General features: G+C 48.2%; 26 protein-coding genes and 1 pseudogene. 16 read left to right on the top strand and 11 right to left on the bottom strand.

What is annotated here, in order from left to right; genetic code table 11:
* The first annotated feature begins 39 nt into the window (after nt 1–39).
* A complete protein-coding gene (locus Q0340_RS09935) occupies nt 40–732 on the top strand; it encodes an MqnA/MqnD/SBP family protein (RefSeq protein WP_298083173.1) in 693 nt (230 codons plus the stop codon).
* Nucleotides 729–2086, top strand: a pseudogene (gene gdhA, locus Q0340_RS09930) (NADP-specific glutamate dehydrogenase). The gene Q0340_RS09935 and the pseudogene gdhA overlap by 4 nt, the downstream one beginning before the upstream one ends.
* A gap of 6 nt (nt 2087–2092) precedes the next feature.
* On the opposite strand, the gene Q0340_RS09925 reads toward gdhA, so the two are convergent.
* Nucleotides 2093–2332, bottom strand: a complete 240-nt coding sequence (locus Q0340_RS09925) for a hypothetical protein (protein ID WP_298083172.1) — start codon at nt 2330–2332, stop codon at nt 2093–2095.
* Nucleotides 2333–2560: 228 nt separating this feature from the next.
* On the opposite strand from Q0340_RS09925, the gene Q0340_RS09920 reads away from it, so the two are divergent.
* Nucleotides 2561–3292, top strand: coding sequence for a DUF4197 domain-containing protein (locus Q0340_RS09920; RefSeq protein ID WP_298083171.1), 732 nt, complete (start codon nt 2561–2563; stop codon nt 3290–3292).
* A 436-nt stretch (nt 3293–3728) separates the two neighbouring features.
* Here the strand turns inward: Q0340_RS09920 and Q0340_RS09915 are convergent, their stop codons facing one another.
* The 10 genes from Q0340_RS09915 to Q0340_RS09870 form a co-directional block, all read right to left on the bottom strand.
* Complete coding sequence (locus tag Q0340_RS09915) at nt 3729–4001, bottom strand: hypothetical protein (RefSeq protein ID WP_298083170.1); 273 nt, start codon at nt 3999–4001, stop codon at nt 3729–3731.
* 63 nt (nt 4002–4064) lie between these two features.
* Nucleotides 4065–4850: an Imm45 family immunity protein gene (imm45, locus tag Q0340_RS09910; protein WP_298083169.1), complete on the bottom strand. Its 786-nt coding sequence runs from the start codon at nt 4848–4850 to the stop codon at nt 4065–4067.
* Nucleotides 4851–4919: 69 nt separating this feature from the next.
* On the bottom strand, nt 4920–5552 hold the full coding sequence (locus tag Q0340_RS09905; protein WP_298083168.1) for a hypothetical protein: 633 nt from the start codon (nt 5550–5552) through the stop codon (nt 4920–4922).
* A 68-nt stretch (nt 5553–5620) separates the two neighbouring features.
* The gene (locus Q0340_RS09900; protein WP_298083167.1) at nt 5621–6157 is read right to left on the bottom strand and encodes a hypothetical protein; all 537 of its coding nucleotides are present in this window, start codon (nt 6155–6157) and stop codon (nt 5621–5623) included.
* Nucleotides 6158–6186: 29 nt separating this feature from the next.
* Nucleotides 6187–6462: an Imm53 family immunity protein gene (locus Q0340_RS09895; protein WP_297900395.1), complete on the bottom strand. Its 276-nt coding sequence runs from the start codon at nt 6460–6462 to the stop codon at nt 6187–6189.
* A 90-nt stretch (nt 6463–6552) separates the two neighbouring features.
* On the bottom strand, nt 6553–6906 hold the full coding sequence (locus tag Q0340_RS09890) for a hypothetical protein (RefSeq protein WP_298083166.1): 354 nt from the start codon (nt 6904–6906) through the stop codon (nt 6553–6555).
* Nucleotides 6907–7022: 116 nt separating this feature from the next.
* Nucleotides 7023–8375, bottom strand: a complete 1353-nt coding sequence (locus Q0340_RS09885; RefSeq protein WP_298083165.1) for a coproporphyrinogen III oxidase family protein — start codon at nt 8373–8375, stop codon at nt 7023–7025.
* Between the two features lie 69 nt (nt 8376–8444).
* Nucleotides 8445–8792, bottom strand: coding sequence for an AzlD domain-containing protein (locus tag Q0340_RS09880; RefSeq protein WP_298083164.1), 348 nt, complete (start codon nt 8790–8792; stop codon nt 8445–8447).
* Nucleotides 8792–9550: an AzlC family ABC transporter permease gene (locus tag Q0340_RS09875; protein ID WP_298083163.1), complete on the bottom strand. Its 759-nt coding sequence runs from the start codon at nt 9548–9550 to the stop codon at nt 8792–8794. Before Q0340_RS09875 ends, Q0340_RS09880 begins: the two co-directional genes overlap by 1 nt.
* A 221-nt stretch (nt 9551–9771) precedes the next feature.
* The gene (locus tag Q0340_RS09870) at nt 9772–11334 is read right to left on the bottom strand and encodes an inorganic phosphate transporter (RefSeq protein WP_005869776.1); all 1563 of its coding nucleotides are present in this window, start codon (nt 11332–11334) and stop codon (nt 9772–9774) included.
* A gap of 173 nt (nt 11335–11507) precedes the next feature.
* Here Q0340_RS09870 and Q0340_RS09865 point away from each other — a divergent pair, with 173 nt between their 5' ends.
* From Q0340_RS09865 to Q0340_RS09805, 13 genes are all read left to right on the top strand, one after another.
* Nucleotides 11508–11897: an NAD(P)H-quinone oxidoreductase subunit 3 gene (locus Q0340_RS09865; protein ID WP_005869774.1), complete on the top strand. Its 390-nt coding sequence runs from the start codon at nt 11508–11510 to the stop codon at nt 11895–11897.
* Nucleotides 11879–12388 carry an NADH-quinone oxidoreductase subunit B gene (locus tag Q0340_RS09860; RefSeq protein WP_297948163.1) on the top strand — a complete coding sequence of 170 codons (510 nt, stop codon included), beginning with the start codon at nt 11879–11881 and terminating at the stop codon, nt 12386–12388. Before Q0340_RS09865 ends, Q0340_RS09860 begins: the two co-directional genes overlap by 19 nt.
* Nucleotides 12388–13176 carry an NADH-quinone oxidoreductase subunit C gene (locus Q0340_RS09855; protein ID WP_298083162.1) on the top strand — a complete coding sequence of 263 codons (789 nt, stop codon included), beginning with the start codon at nt 12388–12390 and terminating at the stop codon, nt 13174–13176. The genes Q0340_RS09860 and Q0340_RS09855 overlap by 1 nt, the downstream gene beginning before the upstream one ends.
* Entirely contained in the window at nt 13176–14402 is a 1227-nt protein-coding gene (gene nuoD, locus Q0340_RS09850; RefSeq protein ID WP_298083161.1) for an NADH dehydrogenase (quinone) subunit D, read from the top strand. Before Q0340_RS09855 ends, nuoD begins: the two co-directional genes overlap by 1 nt.
* Nucleotides 14399–14629, top strand: a complete 231-nt coding sequence (locus Q0340_RS09845; RefSeq protein WP_295151097.1) for an NADH-ubiquinone oxidoreductase subunit E family protein — start codon at nt 14399–14401, stop codon at nt 14627–14629. Before nuoD ends, Q0340_RS09845 begins: the two co-directional genes overlap by 4 nt.
* Nucleotides 14626–15333, top strand: a complete 708-nt coding sequence (locus Q0340_RS09840) for a hypothetical protein (RefSeq protein WP_298083160.1) — start codon at nt 14626–14628, stop codon at nt 15331–15333. The genes Q0340_RS09845 and Q0340_RS09840 overlap by 4 nt, the downstream gene beginning before the upstream one ends.
* Before the next feature lies 1 nt (nt 15334).
* A complete protein-coding gene (locus tag Q0340_RS09835; RefSeq protein ID WP_298083159.1) occupies nt 15335–18031 on the top strand; it encodes an NADH-quinone oxidoreductase subunit G in 2697 nt (898 codons plus the stop codon).
* On the top strand, nt 18028–19023 hold the full coding sequence (nuoH, locus tag Q0340_RS09830; RefSeq protein WP_298083158.1) for an NADH-quinone oxidoreductase subunit NuoH: 996 nt from the start codon (nt 18028–18030) through the stop codon (nt 19021–19023). Before Q0340_RS09835 ends, nuoH begins: the two co-directional genes overlap by 4 nt.
* 10 nt (nt 19024–19033) lie before the next feature.
* A complete protein-coding gene (gene nuoI / locus Q0340_RS09825) occupies nt 19034–20242 on the top strand; it encodes an NADH-quinone oxidoreductase subunit NuoI (RefSeq protein ID WP_298083157.1) in 1209 nt (402 codons plus the stop codon).
* Entirely contained in the window at nt 20239–20766 is a 528-nt protein-coding gene (locus Q0340_RS09820) for an NADH-quinone oxidoreductase subunit J (RefSeq protein ID WP_298083156.1), read from the top strand. The genes nuoI and Q0340_RS09820 overlap by 4 nt, the downstream gene beginning before the upstream one ends.
* 1 nt (nt 20767) lies before the next feature.
* Complete coding sequence (gene nuoK / locus Q0340_RS09815) at nt 20768–21091, top strand: NADH-quinone oxidoreductase subunit NuoK (RefSeq protein ID WP_298083155.1); 324 nt, start codon at nt 20768–20770, stop codon at nt 21089–21091.
* Complete coding sequence (gene nuoL, locus Q0340_RS09810; protein ID WP_298083154.1) at nt 21084–22931, top strand: NADH-quinone oxidoreductase subunit L; 1848 nt, start codon at nt 21084–21086, stop codon at nt 22929–22931. Before nuoK ends, nuoL begins: the two co-directional genes overlap by 8 nt.
* A 7-nt stretch (nt 22932–22938) precedes the next feature.
* A partial coding sequence (locus tag Q0340_RS09805) for a proton-conducting transporter membrane subunit (protein WP_298083153.1) occupies nt 22939–23545 on the top strand: 607 nt, incomplete at its 3' end.

Here is a 23545-nt window from a genome sequence, read left to right as displayed (position 1 = left end):
ATTTAGCCCTCTTTTCCTGCGCTAAATTCGGAGAAAGTTATGTTATTAGGCAAAATCGATTATCTAAATTTGCTCCCTTTTCACGTATTTTTAAAATCCCTTCCGCTGCCGTCTTATGTTAAAAAATCGATAGAATTTAAAAAAGGGGTGCCGAGCAAACTCTGCGCCGATCTTTATTATAGGCGCATAGATGCCGCGGTAATCTCCAGCATTGAAAGCCGCCGCGCAAAATACCGCAAGCTGCCTCTAGGAATCGTCGCAAAGCGCGAGGTTTTAAGCGTACTCGTGCGCAAAAACTCGGCGCCCAGGCTCGATCCCGCGTCGATGAGCTCAAATATGCTAGCTCGCGTGCTGGATCTTAGCGGCGAGGTGCTAATCGGCGATAACGCTCTAAAGGCGCTGCTTTCGCAGGGCAGAGATAAATTCTACGATTTGGGCGAAATTTGGCAGCAGCGCACGGACTTGCCCTTTGTTTTTGGGCGGCTGTGCTGTGTGAAAAACGATAAGGCTTACTCGCGCCTAGCGACGAAATTTTTACGTTCGCGCATTAAAATTCCAAGATATATCCTGCAAAGCTACGCCCTTTCGCGCGGCATAAAAGAGCGCGAAATTTTAAATTATCTGAAATTTATCGGCTATAAGATCGGCGTCCGCGAGGAGTTGGCGCTGAAAAAATTTATCGCCAAAGCCAAAAAATTAAAATTTAATCCGGTTCAAAAGGAGGAACTATGAAGTCTTACATCGACGGCTTGCTGCTAAATTTAAAGCGTGCCAATCCCGGTCAGGAGGTCTTTATCCAGGCATCGACCGAAATTTTATACTCGCTCATACCGCTTCTAAAGCGCGATGAGAGGTATGTGAAAAATAAAATTTTAGAGCGCATTTTGGCGCCCGAGCGCACGATGATGTTTCGCGTCGTCTATATGAGCGACGGCGGCGAGCCCTGCGTGCATACGGGATATCGCATAGAGTTCAACTCCGCTCTGGGTCCTTACAAAGGCGGTCTGCGCTTTCATCCGAGCGTAAATTTAGGCGTTTTGAAATTCTTGGGATTTGAGCAAATTTTTAAAAATTCCCTCACGGGTCTTAATATCGGCGGCGCAAAAGGCGGCGCAAATTTCGATCCCAAGGGCAAGAGCGACGGCGAGATTATGAGATTTTGTCAAGCTTTTATGCTTGAGCTTCACCGCCTAATCAGCTCTAATACCGACGTGCCCGCGGGTGACATCGGCGTGGGCGGCCGCGAGATCGGTTATATGTACGGCGCGTATAAAAAGCTCACCCGCAGATTCGACGGCGCGCTTACGGGCAAGGGGCTAAGCTGGGGCGGCAGCCTCGCGCGCACCGAGGCTACGGGTTACGGCTCGGTATATTTTGCAAACGAGATGCTCGCTACTAGAGGCGATTCGCTGCACGGCAAAATTTGCACGATCTCGGGCGCCGGCAACGTCGCGATCTACACAGCTGAAAAGCTATATCAGATGCAGGCAAAACCCGTCACCGTAAGCGATTCTACGGGCTTTATCTATGACGCCGAGGGAATCGATGTAATGCTTCTTAAAAAGCTAAAAGAGCAGCTGCGCGTGGGGCTTTGCGAATATATCAAGGAGCGCCCCGGCGCAAAATTTATCCCCGTAAGCGCCTATCCCGCAGGCCGTAACGGCGTGTGGAGCGTGCCGTGCGACGCCGCGTTTCCGAGCGCTACGCAAAATGAGCTTAATCTGCAAGACGTAAAGACTCTCTATGCCAACGGATGTCGCATGGTTTGCGAGGGCGCGAATATGCCAAGCACGCTTGAGGCGATCGATTTTATGCTCGCGCAAAAAGACTTTCTTTTCGGCCCTGCCAAAGCGGCGAATGCTGGCGGCGTAGCTACGAGCGGGCTTGAGATGGCGCAAAACGCGCAGATGGCGTCGTGGAGCTTCGAGGAGGTCGATAGTAAGCTGCGCGAGATCATGCGCCACATATTCGCACCAGCTACGAGACCTCGAAGGAATTCGGCGCGGAGGGCAACCTCGTGCTAGGCTCGAACATCGCGGGCTTTCGCCGCGTAGCCGACGCGATGCTGGATCAAGGGCTGGTTTAGGCCTGCTTATCGTGCCGAAAGCCGCAGCTCGCTTTCAAATTTAAACTCTTTAAATTTACGACGAGCTTTTTGGCTGCTTTGATAAAATTTTAATCGTTTGCGCCGAGGATATAACCGCTCATCGATATGCTTTGTGCGGCTTGCGTTGGTATCGTGCGCGCTGCATAAATTTAAAAGTGCCAAGCAGTGCGGTTTTAAAATTAGCTCGTCGTCGTAGTGCTGCTTTTGAAATTTAGCCGCAAGCATGACAAAGCCCGCCGCCCCCCAAATTTCATCTTTAAATTTGGCGGGTAAATTTCGCCCGTTAAATTTAGCTTTAAAATTCTGCGTTTAAATTTAGCCTCGAATCCGCTTTTAAATTTAGCCTAAAATTTTATCTTAAACTACCCGTGTAGCGCGTAAATTTACACATCGCGAGCCTAGCGTTTACCGCAGTTTGGCATAATGGCGTAAATTTTATCCAAAGGTTGCAATATGAAAAAATTTATGATTTTGCTCGCCGCTGCGTCGCTGTCGCTTGCGCATGCGGACGTAACGGATATCCTAAAGCAGGGCGCGGACGTGCTCGGTGCGACTCAGAGCGGAAGCTACAAGGATCTGCTCGCTTCCGCCGCAAACCGCGCCGCAAGCGAGCTCGCCAAGGGCTACATCCACAGCAAGACCGCTAAAATCGAGCTTCCTCCTTCGCTTAAGACGGCTGCGAAGCTTGCGAGAAAGGTGGGCGGCGATAAATGGGAGCGCGAGCTCGTCGTGAGTATGAACGATGCCGCTACCAAGGCGGTGAGCGGTGCGAGCAAGATATTTTTGCAAGATCTGAAATCGATGAGCGATGCCGACGTTAAAAAGCTCATCGGCGGCGGAGACACGGCGCTTAGCGAGTATCTGCAGAGCAAGTCGAGTGCGAAGCTGCGGGCGGTTTTTAGGCCGATCGTAAGCGATATGATGAGCAAAAATAGCTTCGCGACAGCGTATAACGGGCTAAATTCCTTCGCGCAAAACAAGATCACGGGTAACGAAGCGGTGCAAAATATCGCGCGCGGGCTGGGCGCGAGCGAGTATCTGCCTAAGCAGGGCGAGGATTTGAACGATTACATCACGCAAAAGACGCTGGATGGGCTATTTGCGGTGATGAGGGAAAAAGAAAGCGCGCTTCGCGGCAGCGCCGTCGGCAAAGGTGCTGGGATTTTAGGCAAGGTGCTTCAATAAAGCTCGCGGCGAGGCTTTGGCGTAAATTTCGCCGCATAGCTGCTTATAATTGCTTTGCGCCGTAAGCTTATATAGCCAAAGCTGCGCGCAAAGTGCCCTCTTGCGCGAAACGACTGCTCGCGCGAAAGCGGGCGCGCGGCGAAATTTAAAGATTCGTTTGTTGCGCGCTTGCGGCAGGTTTGCTTTATAGATAATCTTACTGCGAAGTTTAGTCTGCGAAATTTAAAATTTCGCAGAGCTTCAGGGATTTGAAATTTTAAAATTTTTACGGTATTTAGGTGTGCGCATAAATTAGCGCCTATATCTAAAATTTTAAAAAGCGGCGGAGTATCGGGATAGCAGAGCGGTAACGGATGAGCGCGTAAAAGTAAGCAAGAAAAGCCGTCTTGTAAATTTCGCTTCTTTCATATCTCTCTTTGTGTTCTGCAAAACCGGTTTACTCATTAGTCCTATTATTTTCCGATTCCATTTTTCTTAATTCTTTAAGCGCTCTATTATGGACATTGGCTTGCTTGCAAACTCTACCTTCAGCAGCAATATATCTTACTAAATTTATATCATTTGTATCGATTGCTATCAATAATCTACCCATAAGCCTTTCCTCTACAAAAAACGTATAATCGCACTTTGCACATAAATTGCTTTCATAAATTATAAATAATAACAAAATTACTACGGCACAAATTATAAATTTTAATACTTTAACCATATTTTCTCCTTGTGTGTATTCTTGCCCGTATATATTGATAATGTCGATTAGCGAGGCATTATATCACTTCTTATTTTTAAATTTTAATCTCTTTCGCTTTATTTTTATGAAATTTTCTAACTGCTTATCGGTAAAATTTAAAACCTCTTTTCGGTTTTGCAAATTTACGTAGGTGTGCCTTATATCACAGCATCTATAAAAAATATATTTCCAATTTTTAATTAGCCAGTCTGCTTCTACCATATTTTTATCTGTTTTAAATAAAAACGGCAAAACCCATAAGCCCGCCTTGTAGCCGCTAATTACGATCAATTTTATAAAATTTACTCCATCATCGTCTTTTGCTTTTACTACGATAAAGCTTACATTTTTCTCGTATGGATAGCTGGATTTTCTACATTCGATAATATCTCCGACCTTGATCTTTCCGAGGAATTTCAAGAGAGGAATACTAAGCTTTTCTATCAAATTTGTCTTTATGCGTCTATTGCGTCCGAATTTATCCCTAGGTTTTGTCAGTCTGAAACCAGGGATTGTTTCGTCGCAATCTTTTAGTTCATCGCTACTAAGATAATTATCGGAGCATATAAATACCTCCTGGGGGCTCGCATTGATGCCGAAATTTGCTAAATTACGAATCAATTGCTCCTTGTCCAGGACAAATCCCGCTTTGCTTGATATCATCTCGCTAGGAAGCTCAAAATATCTGGTATCTTTTAAATTTAAAAGGCAAGGATTTTCTGTCCAGAAACAGCGCTCATCGCAGACCATAAGCTCATCGTCGTTAAATTTTATAATATCGCCTCTTTGTAAGTCATTGTCGAAGGTTGATATTGGTAAGATGGTCATTTAAAGTCCTTTTTTGCTTGCTAGATTAAACATGTTCATAATAAATTTTCGTTATTTGTAATCGCTAAATTACGCCTCGATAACCACATCCTTATACTTTTCATAAAGCCTCGGCTTTAAAATTTTATCACGATACTCTTTGCCCGCCTTAGTCATACACATCCAGTGGCTAAATCTGCTCCATGTGTTAGGGTCTTTCCAAGTTATCTCTGCTTGGGGAGTTATTTTGTCCTCCTCTAAAAATTTATACTCAAAAAAGAAATTATCTCTAAAATAGATCCACTTCTCATAAAGCGACATACCTAGATCGATCTTGGATAAATTCGTATCGAAGTCAGCCCATTTCTTTCTTAAATTTCCGCGCTCTATGCCGAAGTCTATCATACCCCCTAAAAATAGTTGGCCCATTACTCCGAAATACTCTCCCGCGTATGTCGGATAGGCTGAAATTTCAGGATTATCTTCGTCCGCTAGCTTATAGTCGCTTTGGATAATCCCATATAGTTCAAACCATTCGTACCAATCAAAGATTTCATATTCAAGGTAATCCAAAATATCTTTTTTCCTGGTACCCGGAATTTTAGCTAATATGCGAACAAACGAATCCATCCAACAATCAAATCCTAAAGCCTTATAAAGTTCTTCATCTTTGTTAAAAACCCAGCCGTATAGTTCATTCGGTTTCAAAATTTTAAATTTCATAGTATCTCCTTTTTAAATTTAATCGGTTGGCGATATAAAATTTACCTCATCGATCCGTTTAATTGATCTCATATAAACTCGCTAATGTAAAAATTATTTGATTTCGAGAGTTTAGGCATACTTTTTAGTATTTCATCTAAATCGACGCTCTTTATTTCGGCGCAATTTTTTACATCGCCGCAGATACTGATAAAAATAAGATCGTCGCTGTTTTTGCCTATAAATTTACCCTTTGCGTAATAGCCGCCTTCAAATCTTTCATAGGCTATATAATATAATATTTGCTTTAAAATTTCACTTTGATCCAGCTTAAAATAGGTGCAGAATTTCGCGCCCTCCATATCTTGCGATATGTCGGTGGTGCCTACGGAGCTTTTTTCATATTTTTTAAGATCTATTTTTCGGATATTGTTTTCATCTCCTTCGCCGATTGCTCCAAGCGCGCGAAAATCCATATCTATCTCGCCGTAAATATCAAAAAACAGATAGCTGCCCTTAAAGCTTTTATAGGCGAATTCCTTTACAGCGTCCTTAACAATTTCGATATTTGCAAGCGTAACTTCGGTCTTTTTGCAAGATTCGTTTTTTATCTCGACTTCGATCATCTAGGCTCCTTTATTTGTCTTGCTAAATTTTAATCCGTTAGCCATTTTACCACGTATTCCAATAATTCCTCTAAATTTTCGGCTCCGCAACTTCCTTTGAGTTCGTTTTCCGTGGCATTGATGAAAAACCAATCCTCGTCATCTCTATCGATATTTATTTTGATCGGCTTTTTCCCGCTCTCGCCATCGATTTTAATCAACCAACCGGGATTATCGACCGTTTCTAGCGTAAGGCCATATTCATGCTCCCATTCTCCGTCGCATTTGGAAGCGTACCAGTTTTGTATGAGTTTTAGATTATTCATTGCTCCTCCTTTAATTTTATAAATTTTAAAATTCTCGATTTGTTAGGCTTTGATATTGCAATTGAAGCAGGGCTTCTTTGCTATTTAAATTTAATCGCTTATTAAAAATTTCTTTTCCATGCCGTCTTTATTTACGGTGATTATCTTTGAGTTTGGAATATTTAAAAATTTTATAGCTTTTTCGTCCAGTTCAGACAATGGCTCCTCAAGATTAAATTTAGTTTTATAGTAAAATAGCGAAAGATCTCTTTTATTGCCCTGTTCCATAAGCTGCATTACGCACCTATCGTTTGAATCGCCGGTTATATGGCGGTTTATCATCATAAATGCCTCACAGCTCTTATGAAACGGGAAGCGACCGAAATTAAAAAGATTGCCGACGAGCTCAAATGCAAGGACAAAAAACAGAAACAAAATGAATAGTTTGACCATTCTGCGTTTCATTGCGGCGTTTCCTAAATTTTGAAATCAAAAATTCGTTTGTGTTTTAATGCCAGACGGTATTTGCGCTAAGGCTTTGGGTGCGCCCAAGCGCTAGTCGTAGTGGTCTGGCACAAAATTTACGACGCTATCTCGCCTTTTGCCGCGCCGGTTGCGGCGGATTCGCTTTCGTCCATGATGATGAGCTGTTTTGCGCGCTTAATCTTGGCGTCGTCGCGAAATGCCGCGCGCACCTTGTCCATGCCGGTGTAAAATTCCTTCATCAAAACAAGGCACAAATACGCGCCAAATTCCGTCGTACGGATGATCTCGCTATCGATCCGCACGGCTCCTGCAAGCCTTAGCAGGCTAAGCTCTCTGCCAAGTTCGCGACGCAAATTTAGATCGTTTGCGGCGTTAAATTTAGCGATGTCGATCTCGCCGTTAAAAAGCTCGGTCAAAAAGAGGTATTTTGCGCGCTCGGATCTGCTAAAATCGCAGGTGGCGATGACGGTGCTTTCGTTTTTGCGCACTCTGCTTGCGTAGTCTTCGAGGTTGAACGCATTTACGAGCAGCCTGCCGCCTAGGAAACTAAACGCGCCGCTTCCGATGCCCACGTATTCGTGGTTTGTGCCTACATACTCGTCGCTCATATTTGATTTTTCGCGAGCGAAGGCCCATGCGTTGCTGCGGTGCCAGCTAGAAAATTCCTTGCAGATGATGGAGTAAAACTCCTCCTCGTGATCTACATTGCTAACGCCGAGGCTTCGCGCTATTTGATCGCGCATCAAAGGCGATTTCATCAGCGGATACAGCGTGATCTGCTCCGGTTTTACCGCCTTTGCCGCTTCAATGTCGCGAAGTAAAATTTCGCGAGTTTGAAACGGAAAATTAAAGATCAGATCCAGGCTTAAAATCGGCAAAATTCCGACCGCTCGGGATAGCTTTTCTTGCAGAATTTCGCCCGAGCCGAATTTGTCGTAGCGCGAAGCTTTACGTAAAATATCATCATCAAAGCTCTGCACCCCCACGCTTAGGCGGTCTATTAGCCCGCGAAATCGCAGCAAGCTCTCAGGCTCGATGTGGTTGGGATCGCTCTCGCACGAGACCTCTTTGATGCTAAAAAGCGACTTGGCAAGCTCCAGCGTGCGCGCTAACTCATCCTCATCGATAAGCGTCGTGCCGCCGCCTACATAAAGCGTCTCAAAGTCGTAGCCTGCGTCTTTCGTGCGCTGCATCTCGGTGCGCAGCGCGCTGAAATACGCCTTGCACGCACCGCGCTCGTAGGCGTATTTATGAAAGGAGCAGTACGGACAAAACGTGTGGCAAAAGGGCACGTGCATGTAGAGCATATATTTTTTATCGGGGTTTGGAATTTTAGCGATATTTTCCTGCGTGATGTCGATTCTAAGGGAGTTGTATAGGGATTTTTGCATAGTTTCGGCGGCATATTTTTTGGCGAAGCTATGCACCATTTGACTGATAAAATTCATAAAACTTTAACCTTTTTTAAACTTAAAAACTAATTTTTGAAGTTTATCGAAAACTAACTTATAAATTTATCAATAATTCAATAAAAAGTGTAGCGCCGCCATATATATTAGCGTAGGAAGCGCTATCGTCGCGAGCGAATTGCGAAATTTAGCATGCACGCAAAACGCCATAATCAGGCAAAATAGCAGCGTCGCCGTTTGCAGGACATCTGCGCTAAAATCCCGCTCGCCCGAAAAGCTAGGCAGCATCGTCTTAAGCGCATAGATCGTCAAAACGACCATTATCAAAAGGCCCGAGTTTTTCTGCAGATACGATAAGCTTGGACTCGCGGTCTTTTTCTTAAAAAGCAGCAGCGGCAAAAATCGCGTCAAAATCGTAGCGAGCGAGGCCAGAAAGATATAGGGTAAAATTTCCACTACCTGCTCCTTTTTAGGAATTTTCGTAGCCTACGTCCCATGCGCGAAGGTCGCTCGAAGTATTTACGAAAGAGCAGCAATACTGCAGTGCCGAAAATCAGAGTGCCGAATAAAAAGTATTTTGTAGGAAAGATAAAAAGCCCCGCAAACGCGCAGGCAAAGCCCAGAAATAGCACTTTGTATTGCGGATTTGCTTTAAAAACCTCATAGGTTAGCATCGCAAAAAGTGCCGTCAGGCTAAACTCGACTCCGCTAAAATCAAGCTTTAAGCTTGCCCCCAAAACAGCCCCTGCAACGACGCCCGCAACCCAGTAGGATTGATTTAAAACCGCGGTTAGATTATAGAGCAGATCAAGCTCTTTTAGTCTTTGCGGCGTTACGGGCTGCTCGCCGCTAAGCTCCTCGGGGCGCAAAAACGCGCGCGCTTTTAGCAGAGCAAAGGTTTCGTCGGTAAGGGCATACACGGCGTAAATTTTATGACGCACGAAGCGCAGTTCCTCAAGCAGCGACATCGTGTAGAAAAAATGGCGAAAATTTAGCAAAAACGCCACGACGAAGGTATCTACGAGCGAGGCGTGAGTTACGATGAAGGCGATCAGCACGAACTCCACGCTGCCTGCGTAGATCAGCAGCGAGGTTAGCGCGAGCGCCCAGATGGGCAGATCCTGGCTGATGCCGTAGATACCAAACGCCAGCCCCAGCGGCACGTAGCCCATCATCACGGCGAGGGTGGATCTGAAAATTTCAAATTTACTCATAGCTTTCCTAAATTTAAAAGCGCGATTGTAGCTAAAATTTTATTAAATTTTATAGGGCGTGCGGGCGGAATCCGTGCCGCTGGAAGCGAGTTTTATGCAGTGTGCGGTCGCAATAGGAGCTGCAAAATTTGCTCGCTTCGGCGCCGTAAAATTTTAAAATTTAGCCTGCGTAGAATTTTGCGAAATTTTAAAATTCCGGGGAGCGGATTTTTAAATTTAGCCTAAAATACGTGGCGCAAAAGTACAAATGCAAACGCCGAAAGCAGCGCCGAGACGGGTAGGGTGATGATCCACGCTAGCCCGATCGGCTTCATCAGCGACCAGTTCGTGCTGTGATTTACCAAGCCGATGCCTAAAATCGCGCCGATTAGCACGTGGGTCGAGGAGATCGGAAGCCCCAGCACCGATGCCGCCATGACGACGACGGCGCTTGCGAGCTCGGCGCTAAAGCCCGAGGCTGGGTGAATTTTCGTAAGATTGGTGCCTACGGTGGCGATCACCTCTTTGCCGATGAACCAAAGCCCCGCTATGAGGGCTACTGCGAACATTATCATAATCTGCTGCGGCACGGGAGTGGAGGGATTGATACTATTCGTAGCCATCGTATCGATGATTGCGGCGAACGGACCCACGGCGTTTGCGATGTCGTTGCTGCCGTGCGAAAACGCAAAGCCGCTAGCGGTGAGCACCTGCAGCCAGCTAAACATCAAAAACGCGGATTTGTTTAAATTTGAGCGGCGCAGGGTTTTAGCGAAAATAAACATCAAAAGCCAGGTAATCAGCGTCGACATACCGATGATGAGGTAGTTGTAAAAATTTGTAAGCCCGAAATTTAGATTATGCAGCCCCTTAAATATCAGCATCGCCGAGATCACGAAGGCTCCGATACCCGCTACGGCAGGGATCCCGTACTCTAGGGCTTTGTGAGATTTTAGCTTCTCTTTTTTCGCGTCAAGCTCGATCACCTTTTTATAATACTCGCTATCCAGCTCGCTTGGATCGAAATCTGGATCGCGCATCGCGTAAATATCGTGATTTAGCGCTTCTGCATAGGCGATCTTTTGAATGTCATCCAGGGTCTCGAAGGTCTTTTTATGCAATTTGCGGAGAGATTTTTTTTCGCGCTTTATGCGGTCGATCTTTATTTGAGCGTAGCGGTTGTAATCCAAAATATAATGTTTGATAAGCCAGAAAATTCCAAAGGAGATCACTCCACCCAAAATCGGCGAGAGCACCCAAGAGATCGCTATTTTGCCGATCTTATCCCACTGCACGAGCCACAATGCGGAAGTCTCTGCGGTATTAAGCAGGGCGCCTAGCGTAAGCCCCGAGCCCACGATACCGCCGATGATCGCATGAGTAGTGGATACGGGCAAACCCTTTCTGCTGGCAAAAAGCAGCCACGCGCCTGCCGCAAAAAGCGCGCTCATCATTACATAGATAAAATCCCTAGGATGCACGTCCATTTTGCTAAGATCGATTATGCCGCTGCGGATCGTCGAGGTTACTTCGCCGCCTGCGATTACCGCGCCGCTTGCTTCAAATACCGCCGCGATACAAAGGGCTTGCGCGATGCTAAGAGTGCCGCTTCCGACGCTGGTGCCGAAGGAATTTGCCACGTCGTTTCCGCCGATATTAAAGGCCATAAAGATGCCCAAAAATACCGAAACTAAAAATAGCATTTTATCGCCGCTTCCTATAAAACCGAATCCCCAGATAAGAAAATAGATTGTTACGCCGCAGAATATGCCGTAGAAAATGAGACTTATCTTGCTAGATTTCATAGCTCTCCCTTAAAATCCGCGAAATTTTACCACACGCGCCTTAATCCCCACTAAATCGCACGGGCGAGGTATATAAATTTTAATTTTAAAAGCGAATTTAGTGGCGCGCGCTAAGCTTTATTAAATCAATACTTCGTTACAATCCACATTAAATTTTAAAACCGAGGCGAAAAATGTCTAGAATTCCGCTGCAAAGCCCGTATTTCGGAATATTCGTAATGCTAATCCTAGCTTTTTGCGTCTTTTCGCTCATCGTTAAACTATCCTCTTTGGTAGGCTCGCGTTTGGCAGACAGGCGCGACGAGCGGCTAAAGGGCGAAATTTACGAAAGCGGCCCCGAAGCCGTCAAGCAGCCCAACCGAATGAACTCCCACTTTTTTTTGATAGCCGTGCTTTTCATACTTTTTGATGTCGAGATTATCTTTATGTTTCCGTGGGCGGTAAATTTTAAAATTTTAGGCGTGTTCGGGCTTGTAGAGATGGCGTTTTTCATCGTATTATTAGGCATCGGTTTCATCTACGCCTGGAAAAAAGGAGCGCTAAATTGGCAGAGCATAAGATAAACTACGCGCGCGAAAACGGGCTTCCAGTAGTTCTTACCACCGTCGATAAGCTGATCGCGTGGGGCAGGAGTAACTCCTTGTGGGCGATGACGTACGGGCTTGCTTGCTGTGCGATCGAGATGATGGCGGCGGGTGCGGGCAGATTTGACTTCGACCGCTTCGGCACGATATTTCGCGCAAGCGTAAAGCAGTCGGAGGTGATGATAATCGCGGGCACGCTTAGTAAAAAGCACGCCGAGTTTACGCGCCGCCTATACGACGCGATGCCCGAGCCCAAATGGGTCATCAGTATGGGCAGCTGCGCCAATACCGGGGGGATGTTTAATACCTACGCGACGGTGCAGGGTTGCGACCGCATAGTGCCCGTGGATATCTATCTGCCCGGATGCGCGCCGCGCCCCGAGACGCTGCAGTTTGCGATGATGGTGCTGCAAAAAAAGATCCGCACCCAAACCCCGCGCCGCGCGCAAAAGGCAAAAAGGCTGATCTGATGAGAAAATTTAATCCCAAAGGCGATCAGAGTAAAAAAAATTACTACAAAGACAGATTTTTCATTCCCGAGGAAACGCCGAAATCCAGCGCAAACGAGAGCGATTTCAAAGACGATCTGGACGCGCTTGAAGGCATCCAAATTTTAAACTCATACGTGGAATTTAACACTCTCGTGCTCTATGTGGAGCCCGCGCAAAATTTAGCGGCGCTGCGTGCGCTTAAGGGCGCGGGATATGAAATTTTGTGCGAGCTAAGCGGCGTAGATTTTACCGAGGCTCGCGGCGGCATCGAGGTTTTTTATCAGCTTTTGGATATCAAAAGGGCGCGCCGCGCGCGGCTAAAGTGCTTCGTGCCGAATGAGAGCTTTTTGCAAAGCGCTGCGGGCATCTACAAAAGCGCGAACTGGGCGGAGCGCGAGCTATACGATATGATGGGCGTTTGGATTGAAAATCATCCGAACTTGGCGCGCCTAATAATGCCCGATGATTGGTTCGGACACCCGCTTTTGAAGTCCTATCCGCTGCAAGGAGACGATTTTGCCAAGTGGTACGAGGTGGATAAAATTTTTGGATCTGACGCGCGCGAGCGGATCGGCGAAGAAAACCGAAATTCCGCATTCGTGGATGAAAAAGATACCTTTAACTTTACGCGGCTCTATCACGAGGGCGCTAGAGGCGAGCCGCGCCCGCAAGAAAAAATTTTACAAGAATACCAAGAAGAGGGCGGCGTGCGTTTCGTAAAACGCGTTAAACGCGGAATTTACAAGATCATCACAAAGAGAAAATAATGCAAAATCCAAGCAAGCTAAGACCGTTTTTCGAAAACATCGAGTACGAGCGCGAGGGCGCGAATATGATCTTAAATTTCGGTCCGCAGCATCCAAGCGCGCACGGCCAGCTAAAGCTCGTGCTGGAGCTTGACGGCGAGCGCATCGTGCGAGCCCGCCCCGGCGTGGGCTATATGCACCGAGGCATCGAAAAGATGGCAGAAAATATGATCTACGCGGAGTTCGTCCCCGTAACAGATCGCATCGATTACATCGCATCGGGCTCGAACAACTACGGTTTTTGCGCCGCGGTCGAGAAGCTCTGCGGCATCGAAGTGCCGCGCCGCGCGCAGATCATCCGCACGATCCTATTGGAGCTTAATCGCATTAGCTCGCACCTTCTGTTCTTGGGTACGCACGCGCTTGATATCGGCGCGATGACGGTATTTCTCTACTGCTTTCGTTCGCGCGAATACATACTTGATCTCATAGAGAAATACTGCGGCGCACGCCTTACGCACAATAATGTCAAAATCGGCGGCGTCTTTTTGGATCTGCCTAACGGCTGGTTAGAAGAGATGTTGAAATTTTGCGACGAATTCCCGAGCGACATTAAAGAGCTTGAAGATATGCTCGATACGAATAGAATTTGGCTGATGCGAACCGAGGGCGTGGGCGTGATCTCGCACGAAGATGCCCTTAGCTGCGGCTGTAGCGGAGTGACGCTGCGCGCTAGCGGGCATGCTTGGGATATCCGCAAAGAGGAGCCCTATCTCATCTACGACGAGCTTGATTTTGACGTGCCGTATGCGAGCGAGGGCGATTGCTACGCGCGCTATAAGTGTTATATGGCGGAGATGCGCGAGAGCCTTAAAATTTTGCGCCAGTGCGCGAAATACTATCCGCTAAGCGATCTGCAAATTTTAGCGGACGATCCCGCTTACGTAAATCCGAACAAAGAGCAGATCATGACGCAAAACTACTCGCTGATGCAGCATTTCGTGCTGGTTACGCAGGGTTTGCGCCCGCCCGTGGGCGAAATTTACGCCGCGAGCGAGAGTCCTAAGGGCGAGCTTGGATTTTATATCCGCTCGATGGGCGAAAGCCGCCCGTACCGCCTTAAAATCCGCACGCCAAGCTTTTGGCACTGCGCGGTATATGAAGAAATTTTACCCGGGCAGTATCTTGCCGATGCAGCGGCGATCATCGGCAGCACGAATATCATTTTAGGCGAGGTGGATCGATGAAACGCTACGATTTGAGGCATCTGGGCGATAAATTTTTAAACCGTATGGGCGAAATTTTAAAAAATTCCGCTCACGGCGAGACGATGATCTTTATGTTTGAGATGGGCGATTTCAGCGCGGTTCAAAAAAGCGCCGATCTGGTGGAGGGGCTAAATTCCACGCTTTTAAGCTCGATCCGCTATAACCAAGTCGATTGGATGGTCGTCGCCAAAAAGGGGAGAGGATGAAAATTTTAAATTTCGCGTCGCTGCTTAGCTTGCAAAATCCCGCGCTCGCAGAAGGTTTTAAGAGCGCTGAAATTTTAAGCGTATCGCCACTGCAAGACCCGCATCTTCCAGGCGAGCTGATAAAATGCGAGATCGGCGCGCAAAGCTTCGTGTTGGCGCTAATCTGCGCTAGCTTTTGCGACGAGCCCTATTTTGCGGATCTGGATGCGGAGTATCTAAGCGGCGAAAGTAGCGTGGGCGAGGAGGAGATCGAGCAGATCGCAGAGTTTTTGCAAAGCGGCTGCGACGTGCTTTTGATCGACGATGCGCTCATTAAAACTCATCCCGACGCCGAAAATATCAAAGCCTTTCTATCTCTCATAGCGGCGAAGTTCGGGGTTAAAATTTTAAGCTTACGTGGCGAGCGAGCTGATTTGGGCGCACAAGGGTGGGCAAATTTAAGTCCTCTAAAAGAGCCTGAGAATTTCGACGGCGCCGTGGTTTTCAAACACGATGCGGACGATAAACTCATCGGCGGAAGGTATTTTAGTATGGTCGCTAAGATCAAGGGCGGCGATCGCGTCCGTATCAAAACGCCGCACCTAAGTTTGGAAAAAGAATTTATTTTGGATGAGGAGCTAAAGGGCACGATCGCGCTTTTAGGCTCAGGCGGGCAGGGCTTTGGCGGTTATAATTTCGAACTCGCAGAAATTTCTAAGGTTTAAAATGGCAAAGATCACGATCGACGGTAAAGCTTGCGAGTGCGACGAGGGCGAGTATATCTTGCAGGTCGCGCGTCGCTGCGGCGTTTTTATTCCTGCGCTTTGTTATCTAAGCGGTGGTACGCCGACGCTCGCATGCAGACTTTGTATGGTCGAAGCGGATGGCAAGCGCGTCTATAGCTGCAACGCCAAAGCCAAAGACGGCATGGTCATTTACAGCCGCAGCCCCGAGATCGACGCCGAGCGCGAGGCGATTACGCAGGTTTATTGTATCAACCATCCGATGGCGTGCGGGGTTTGCGATCAAAGCGGCGAGTGCGAGCTTCAAAATTTAGCCCATCTGATGCGCACAAATACCCAAAGCTACGCTATCCGCGATACGGCACGCGAGGTGCAGGATTGGGGATATTTGAGCTACGATCCTAGCCTTTGCATCGTCTGCGAGCGCTGTATTACCGCCGCGAAGGACCGCTTGGGCGTAGATGCTTTTAAGCTCGTCCCGCGCGGCGGAGACGCGCTTAGTAAGGAGCAAAAGGACGCGATGCCCAAAGACGCCTACGCCGTGTGGAATAAGCTTCAAAAAAGCCTAATCGCGCGGGTAAATGAAAATGATGATTGCGTAAACTACGGCGAGAGCGCGGCGGTCTGCCCGACGGGGGCTCTGGTAGAGAGCGCGTTTAAATACGTTTCAAACGCCTGGGAGTTGCGTCAAATCCCCGCTTCCAACCCGCATAGCAGCGATTGCGAACTGCTTTATTACGAGATCAAGCGCCGCGGCATAGGCGACCCGCGTGAAAAAATTTATCGCGTTAGCAGCGACATAAATTTTAGCGTTCTGCATGCAGGAGCGCGCTTCGGCTGGGATTTCTCAAACGAGCGGGCGAGCAAAAACGAAGCGGTTTTTAATCGCATCGTGCGCGGCATCGAGGACGGCGAGATCAAAAATATCAAATTTAATAGCTTCATCACCAACGAAGAGGCACGGATTTTAGAGCTTTTGCGGCAAAAATTTAAGCTCGCTCTGATTAACGACGAAGCGCTTGCGTATCAAAAATTCCTGCGCGAATTTTCTAAGCTTAGCGGTACGAAATTTTATAATGCGGATTCGCAGACGGTTAAAAACAGCGATTTTATCGTTGTTTGCGGCACGTTTTTACGTAGCGACGCGCCAAATCTGGGCTATGCGGTAAATAGCGCCTGCAAGCTAAATAAGGCAAGCGGGATCTATTTTCATCCGTTTTGCGACGAGGGTATTAAAGGTTTTGGCAAAAATTTTATCCATCAGCCGCACGCTGCGGGCTTGGAGGCACAGATCCTGCTTTGGATCTTGCAAAAGTTCGGGCGCGATCTGCCTGAGTGGCTGGATGCGAAACTCGTGGCGGAATTTGAAATTTCGCGCGCCGCGGCGGAGGAAAATTTAGACGAGAAATCCGCAGATTCGCAAAATCTTGAGAATTCTGCGGAGGCAAATGGCGCTGAGAACGTTGCGAGTGCGAACGGTGCCGAAAATTCCGCAAGCGCGGATGGTGCCGAAAATTCCGCAAAAAATTCTGCGCAGAATTCCGAAAATCCTGCGGAAAGTAAAATTTCAAATTTTGCCCGCGCGCTGGGTCTGGACGAGCAGAAAGTGGATGAGCTTTTGGCTAAAAAGGAGAGTTTTTCGCTTATCATCGGCGAGGATTTTATCCGAACGCCAAATAGCGCCACGCTTGCGCGTCTAGCGGGCTTGGTGCAGCGCTACACGCCGCTAAAAGTGCTAGTGGTGCCGCCGCGCACGAACAGCCTGGGCGTCGCGCTCATCTGTGAGCTTAGCGCGCAAATGAGCGCGGGCGAGACGCTAGGCTACAACGAAGCGGGCGATATTAGCTTCGGCGTGCTGGAAGCCGATCTGGACGCGCCTAGCTTGGTGCAGCAGGAGGGGACGTTTACGAACTACGATAAGCGCGTGGTGCCTACCAATGCGGCGCTTGATTACGGCGGATACGAGCTAAACGACATTGCCTGTGCGCTGGGAGTTTGCGCGGAACACGTGATCAGCTATACGCTGAGTTTGGGCGCGGATTTTGAGCAGGTTAAATTTGACGATTTAGAAAATTTTTATGACAACGGCGGCGCAAACCACCGCGGATATGAGCTGCGAAATGAGGAGTTTGCCGCTAGCGAGGAGGAGTTTGAAATCTCGCCTTACGCGCCGCTTAGAGCAGGCGAGGGCGAAATTTTAATCTATGAGGCGAATCCGCTGCATCAATTCAATAAATTTAGCGGCGCAAGCAGCGCTCTGGGCGAAGCTGGCGCGCTGTATCTAAGCCCTAGTATCGCCGAAAACTTAGGCGTGAGCGCAGGCGACATCGTTAAAATTTACCAAGCGGACGATGTGGGCCATAATGAAAAAACTAGCGGCGTGGGCAAAACGAGTGCCGCTAATGATAAAAGCGGTGCTGCTCGTGCGAAAAAAACGGATCGCGCAAGCGACGCGCATAAAGCAGACGGCGCCGGTGATGAAAATAGCGAAAACAGTGCGACTGAGCTCGTAAATTTAAAATGCGAAATCGTCGCTAGCGTAAAGATCGATCCAGGCTTTAGCGGGGCGTATCTGCCGTATTTTGACGAGAAGCTGCGCAGCGAGATATTTTTCAAAACCTCGCGCTACGCAAGCGTAAAAATCGAGAAAATTTCAAATTCCAAAGGAGAGGGCAGATGAGCGATAGTGTATTTTATTTCGTAGCCACCGTCTTAAAGGCGCTCGTGATTTTAGCCGTCATCGCGCTGCTCTCGGGGCTTGCGACCTACGCCGAGCGCAAGGTGCTTGCCTTTATGCAGCGCAGGATCGGACCCTCTATGGTCGGGCCTGCGGGACTTTTGCAGGTTGGCGCGGATATGATAAAGCTTTTTACCAAAGAGGACGCGATACCTACGCGGGCGAATAAGCTTCTTTTTAAAATCGCGCCGATAATCTCTGCTACGGGCGCTTTCGTGGCGCTTTCGGTAGTGCCGCTGCTGCCGGAGTTTACGATCGGCGGGCGAACCATCCAGCCGATTTTAAGCGATATAAATGTGGGAATTTTATTTTTGCTCGGAGCTAGCGGTACCTGCGTTTATGGACTGCTGATCGGAGGGCTTGCGAGCTACAATAAATGGGGCACGATAGGCGCATTTCGTGCGTTTTTGCAGATCACCTGCTTTGAGGTGATAAACGGGCTTAGCCTGATCCCTATCGTGATGATCACTGGCTCGCTCTCGCTCATCGACATCGTAAGCGCGCAAAGCGGCGGCATAGATAAGTGGTTTATCTGGAAAGAGCCCGTCTGCTTCGCGCTATTTCTGATCGCCGCTTTCGTCGAGTGTAACCGCACGCCGCTGTGCCTTACCGAAAACGAAACCGAGATCGTAGCGGGCGCCGGTACGGCGTATTCGGGAATGCGCTGGGGTATGTTTTTTATCGGCGAATACGCCAATATCATAACCTACTCAGTCGCTACGACGCTGCTGTTTTTGGGCGGATTTAACGCGTTTTGGTTTATCCCCGGCGGCGTTATGATGGTATTAAAATCAAGCCTCGTGTTTTTCTGCTTCCTATGGGCGCGCGCGGCGTGGCCGCATCTGCGCCCCGATCAGCTGATGGGGCTTTGCTGGAAAGTCTGCATGCCGTTAGCTCTTGCTTGCGTGCTAATTACCGCGCTAGCGATCGTTTAAGGAGGGCGCGATGGCAAGATACGTCCAGATCGATAAACGAGCCCCTATTAAATCCGGCGGCGATAAGCTTCGCAGATTCCTAGCTCGCACCTTTAACGGCGAGCTTTTCGTGGGGCTGTGGGTTGTTCTAAAAAATATGTTTAAGCGCGGCGGCTCGCATACGCTTCGATATCCTATGGAAAAATTTGTCATGCCGCCTAGATATCGCGGCGTGCACAAGCTTATGCGTCTGCTTGAAAGCGGCAGCGAACGCTGCATCGGATGCGGCTTGTGCGAGAAGATCTGCGTGGCAAACTGCATCGCGATGGAGACAAGCCTCGGCAGCGACGGTCGCAAAAAGGTAGATAACTACTCGATAAATTTAGGGCGCTGCGTCTATTGCGGGCTTTGCGCGGACGTCTGCCCCGAGATCGCTATCGTGCACGGCTGCGAATATGAGCTTGCGAGCGAACAGCGAGCTTATTACGGCTTTAAAGAGGATCTTTTAATTCGCGGCGAAAATTTATGCTTAAACGGCGCGGCGCAGGAGTTTGCGGGCTACGGCAGCCTGGATGAAAACGCAGGCGCGCGGATCAAGGTGACGCCGAATGCCTATATAAAAAGCGACGCCGCAAGCGATGAGCTAAGCTCAAAGAGCGCGGATTTAAATTTAAAAAGCGCCGTGGAAAGCTCTAAAAAAGAGGATGCCGCTAGCGATAAAATTTTATTTTCAAAGGGCGCTGGCTTAAGCGGCGAAATTTTAGCCGAGCGGCAAGATGTCGGGCGGGCAAGCTTAAAGGAAAGCTCCACCGCGGACGCCGAAAATTCTAAAGAAAATTCCGTTACGGACGCTCAAAATTCCGCGCCTGATTCGCAGCGAAATTCCAAAGAAAACCCCGCTTCTCAAAGCGCCGAAGATTCCGCTACGGATAGTAAAAATTTGGCGGAGAATTCTAAAGAAAATTTCGCTCCGCAGAGCGCCGAAGATTCCGCCGCTCAAAGTAAAAATTTTAAAGATAATTCGGTTGCGCTGCACGTCGAAAATTCCACGGGCGGTCTTGCTACGGAAGACGATTCTTTGGAGAATTCCAAAGAAAATTTCGTTCCGCAAGACGCGGGGAGTTCCGCCGCGCGAGGTAAAAAATCTAAGGCAAATTATAAAAAGAATTCCGCCGCGGACGCTGAGAATTCTACGCAAAGTTCCGCGCCGGATTCCTCAGCGCAGGGGGAGGAGCAATGATACAAACGCTTGCATTTTATTTTTTCAGCGCGGTTTGCCTGGCGCTTTTCGGTATCAGCGTTTTTAGCAAAAACGTTCTTTACGCCCTTAGCGCGCTCGCCGGCGGTATGGTCTTTATGAGCGGATTTTTCTTCTTGCTGGATGCGGAGTTTTTAGGCGTAGTGCAGATCATAGTCTACACTGGCGCCGTGATCGTGCTTTACGGCTTCGCGCTGATGTTTTTGGGTGCGGATAAAAACGTAAGCGAGCCGAAAAAGGGGGCAAGGCTATTTTTCGCGCTTAGCGGCGTGATCGCATTTTTGCTCGTGATTATCGTGCTTGGCGCGGTGGTTGCGAACAACGTAGAAACGCTTAAAATTTTAAATACCGACGATACCGAGGCGCTTGGGATGATTATTTTTACGAAATATCTGGCGATTTTCGAGCTTGCCGCCGTGATGCTGCTCATGGCGATGATCTGCGCTATCGTGCTTGCGCATAAGCAGATGGACGCGAGCCTGAGCTACGAAGAGAGCGAGGGGTAAAATGGGTCTAAATCACTATCTGATCGTCGCTGCGATGATGTTTGGGCTCGGGCTTGCGGGTATGATGAAGCGAAGAAATTTGATAATGCTCTTTTTTTCGAGCGAAATTTTATTAAACGCCGCAAATTTAGCCCTCGTCACCGTGGCGAAATTTTACGACAATATAAACGGCGAAATTTTTGCACTTTTCATCGTCGCAATCGCTGCGAGCGAGATGGCCGTGGGGCTTGGATTACTCATCTTGTGGTATAAGAAAACGGGCAGCATCGAACTTGACAGCTTCGTAAATTTTAAAAATCCTTCCAAGGATGGACCGGATGCTTGATACCGTTTTTGTGTGGCTTTTAATCGCCCTTTTCGCACCGCTTGCCTCGGCGATCTTCGCAGGCGTTTTCATTCGTGCCAAAGACAAGATGTTTATAGGCGTAATCTGCTCGGCGCTGGTGATTTTAAGCACTATCGCGTCGCTTGCTTTGATGGAGCTCGTCTCTGACAACCGCCTAATCAGCGTAAGCTTAGCCGATTTCATAAGCACAGGATTTTTGGACGCAAAATTTAGCTTTCTCATAGATAGCGTAAGTGCGGTGATGATGGTGGTCGTAGGCATCGTTTCCAGCGTAGTGCATGTGTATTCGATCTACTATATGTGGGATGATGAAAACTTCGCTAAATTTTTCAGCTTCCTGGGGCTTTTCGTATTTTCGATGCTGGTTTTGGTAACGAGCGATAATTTTTTAGGGCTTTTCATCGGCTGGGAGGGGGTCGGACTCTGCTCGTGGCTGCTGATCGGCTTTTGGTATGATAGGGAGGGTTACAGCTGGTGCGCCAACGAGGCTTTCATAATGAACCGCATCGCAGATCTTGGGATGCTGCTTGGAATTTTCTTGATCTATTTAAATTTCGGCTCGCTGCGGTATGAGGTAGTGTTTGCGAATGCGGCGGGCTTGGAGCCTGAAATTTTAACCCTGATCGCAGCGCTTTTATTTATCGGCGCGATGGGCAAAAGCGCGCAGTTTCCGTTTCATACCTGGCTTGCCGACGCGATGGCGGGTCCGACGCCCGTATCCGCGCTCATTCACGCAGCGACGATGGTTACGGCGGGCGTTTATCTGGTGATCCGCGCAAATGCGATTTTCGCGCTCGCTCCCGAAGTAAGCGGCTTTATCGTCTGTCTAGGCGCTTTCGTGGCGGTCTTTGCGGCGTCGATGGCGCTGGTTCATAATGATCTTAAAAAGATCATCGCCTACTCCACGCTTTCGCAGCTTGGCTATATGTTCGTAGCTGCGGGGCTCGGGGCGTATTGGATCGCGCTATTTCATCTGGCGACGCATGCGTTTTTCAAAGCGCTTCTATTTTTGGGCGCGGGCAACGTAATGCACGCGATGAAAGACGATCTAAATATCCAAAATATGGGCGGATTATATAAGTTTATGCGACCTACGACGATTTTAATGTGCATAGGCTCGCTCGCGCTTTGCGGATTTTATCCGTTCGCGGGTTTTTTCTCAAAAGATAAAATTTTAGAAGCGGCGTGGAGCGCGGACGCGTATTTTATCTGGGCGCTGCTGTTTGCGGGCGCTGCGATGACGACGTTTTACAGCGCGCGTCTAATAATGCTCGTGTTTTTCGGCAAGGCAAAATACTCGCACCATCCGCACGAGGCGAAAGGCTTCGCTCTTATCGCGATGGGCGTGCTGGCCGTTCCTGCAGTGATTGCGGGCTTTTTCGAGCACGATTTCGCGGAATTCGTGCTTAGCATACTTCCGGGCTTTAAAGCTTCGATCCCGCACGGCGTAGAGGTAATTTTGATCGCCATAACGCTAGCGATGATAAGCGCGGTAGCGATCGGCACGATTTGGACATACGGCAAGGGTAAATTTAGCCAAAATTTAAAGAACTGCAAATTTTATAAAATTTTGATCGCTCAGTATTTTATCCCGCAAATTTACGAGCGCGTGATCGTGCGCGGATACGCTAAGCTTAGCGAGATCTGCGCTAAATGCGACGGCGCGATCATAGACGCTAGCGTCGATCTGATCGCTCGCGTGGCGGTAAAAAGCGGCGAGGGTGCGGATCGCGTAAGCAATAGCGGAGATTTGAGCGCAAATTTAAGGTGGATGGTTTTGGGATCTTTCATTTTGCTGATTTTGGCGTTTGCGCTGTGAGGTGGGCATGGAATACTTTTTAAGTTTGGTTATATTTTTTCCGGCGGTAGCTGCGGTTTTAGGCTTTTTGATCGACGAAGCGAGCATCAAGACCTATGCCGTTACGATGAGCTTTATAGAGTTCGTGCTTTCGCTCGTTTTGTGGATACTCTACGAGCCGGTGGACGGCATCGCGTTTAGCGTGCTGCACCCTTTCATAAGCGAATACGGCATCAACTACTTCATCGGCGTGGACGGAATTTCGCTGTTTTTAGTGATCCTAAGCACGCTGGTTACATTTTTGGCGCTGCTTAGTCTAAGCATTAAAGAGCGCGCCAAAAATTTAATCATCTGCATTTTGTTTTTAGAGATGACGATGGTGGGCGTTTTCGTGGCGCTGGATGCGATTTTGTTTTACATCTTTTGGGAACTTTCGCTAATTCCGATGCTCTATATCATCGGCGCGTGGGGCAGCGGCAAGAGAATTTACGCCGCGGTGAAATTTTTCATCTACACCTTTCTAGGTTCGATGTTTCTGCTCGTAGGACTCTTAGCGATGAGCTATTTCTATCACGAGGCTACGGGAGAGTATAGCTTTAATATCCTAAACTGGCAGAGCCTATCGTTGCCGCTTA

The organism is uncultured Campylobacter sp. (assembly GCF_938045595.1).
Lineage (GTDB): Bacteria > Campylobacterota > Campylobacteria > Campylobacterales > Campylobacteraceae > Campylobacter_B.
Note: the sequence above shows the minus strand (reverse complement) of the source record. Positions and strands in the feature narration are given on the sequence as shown.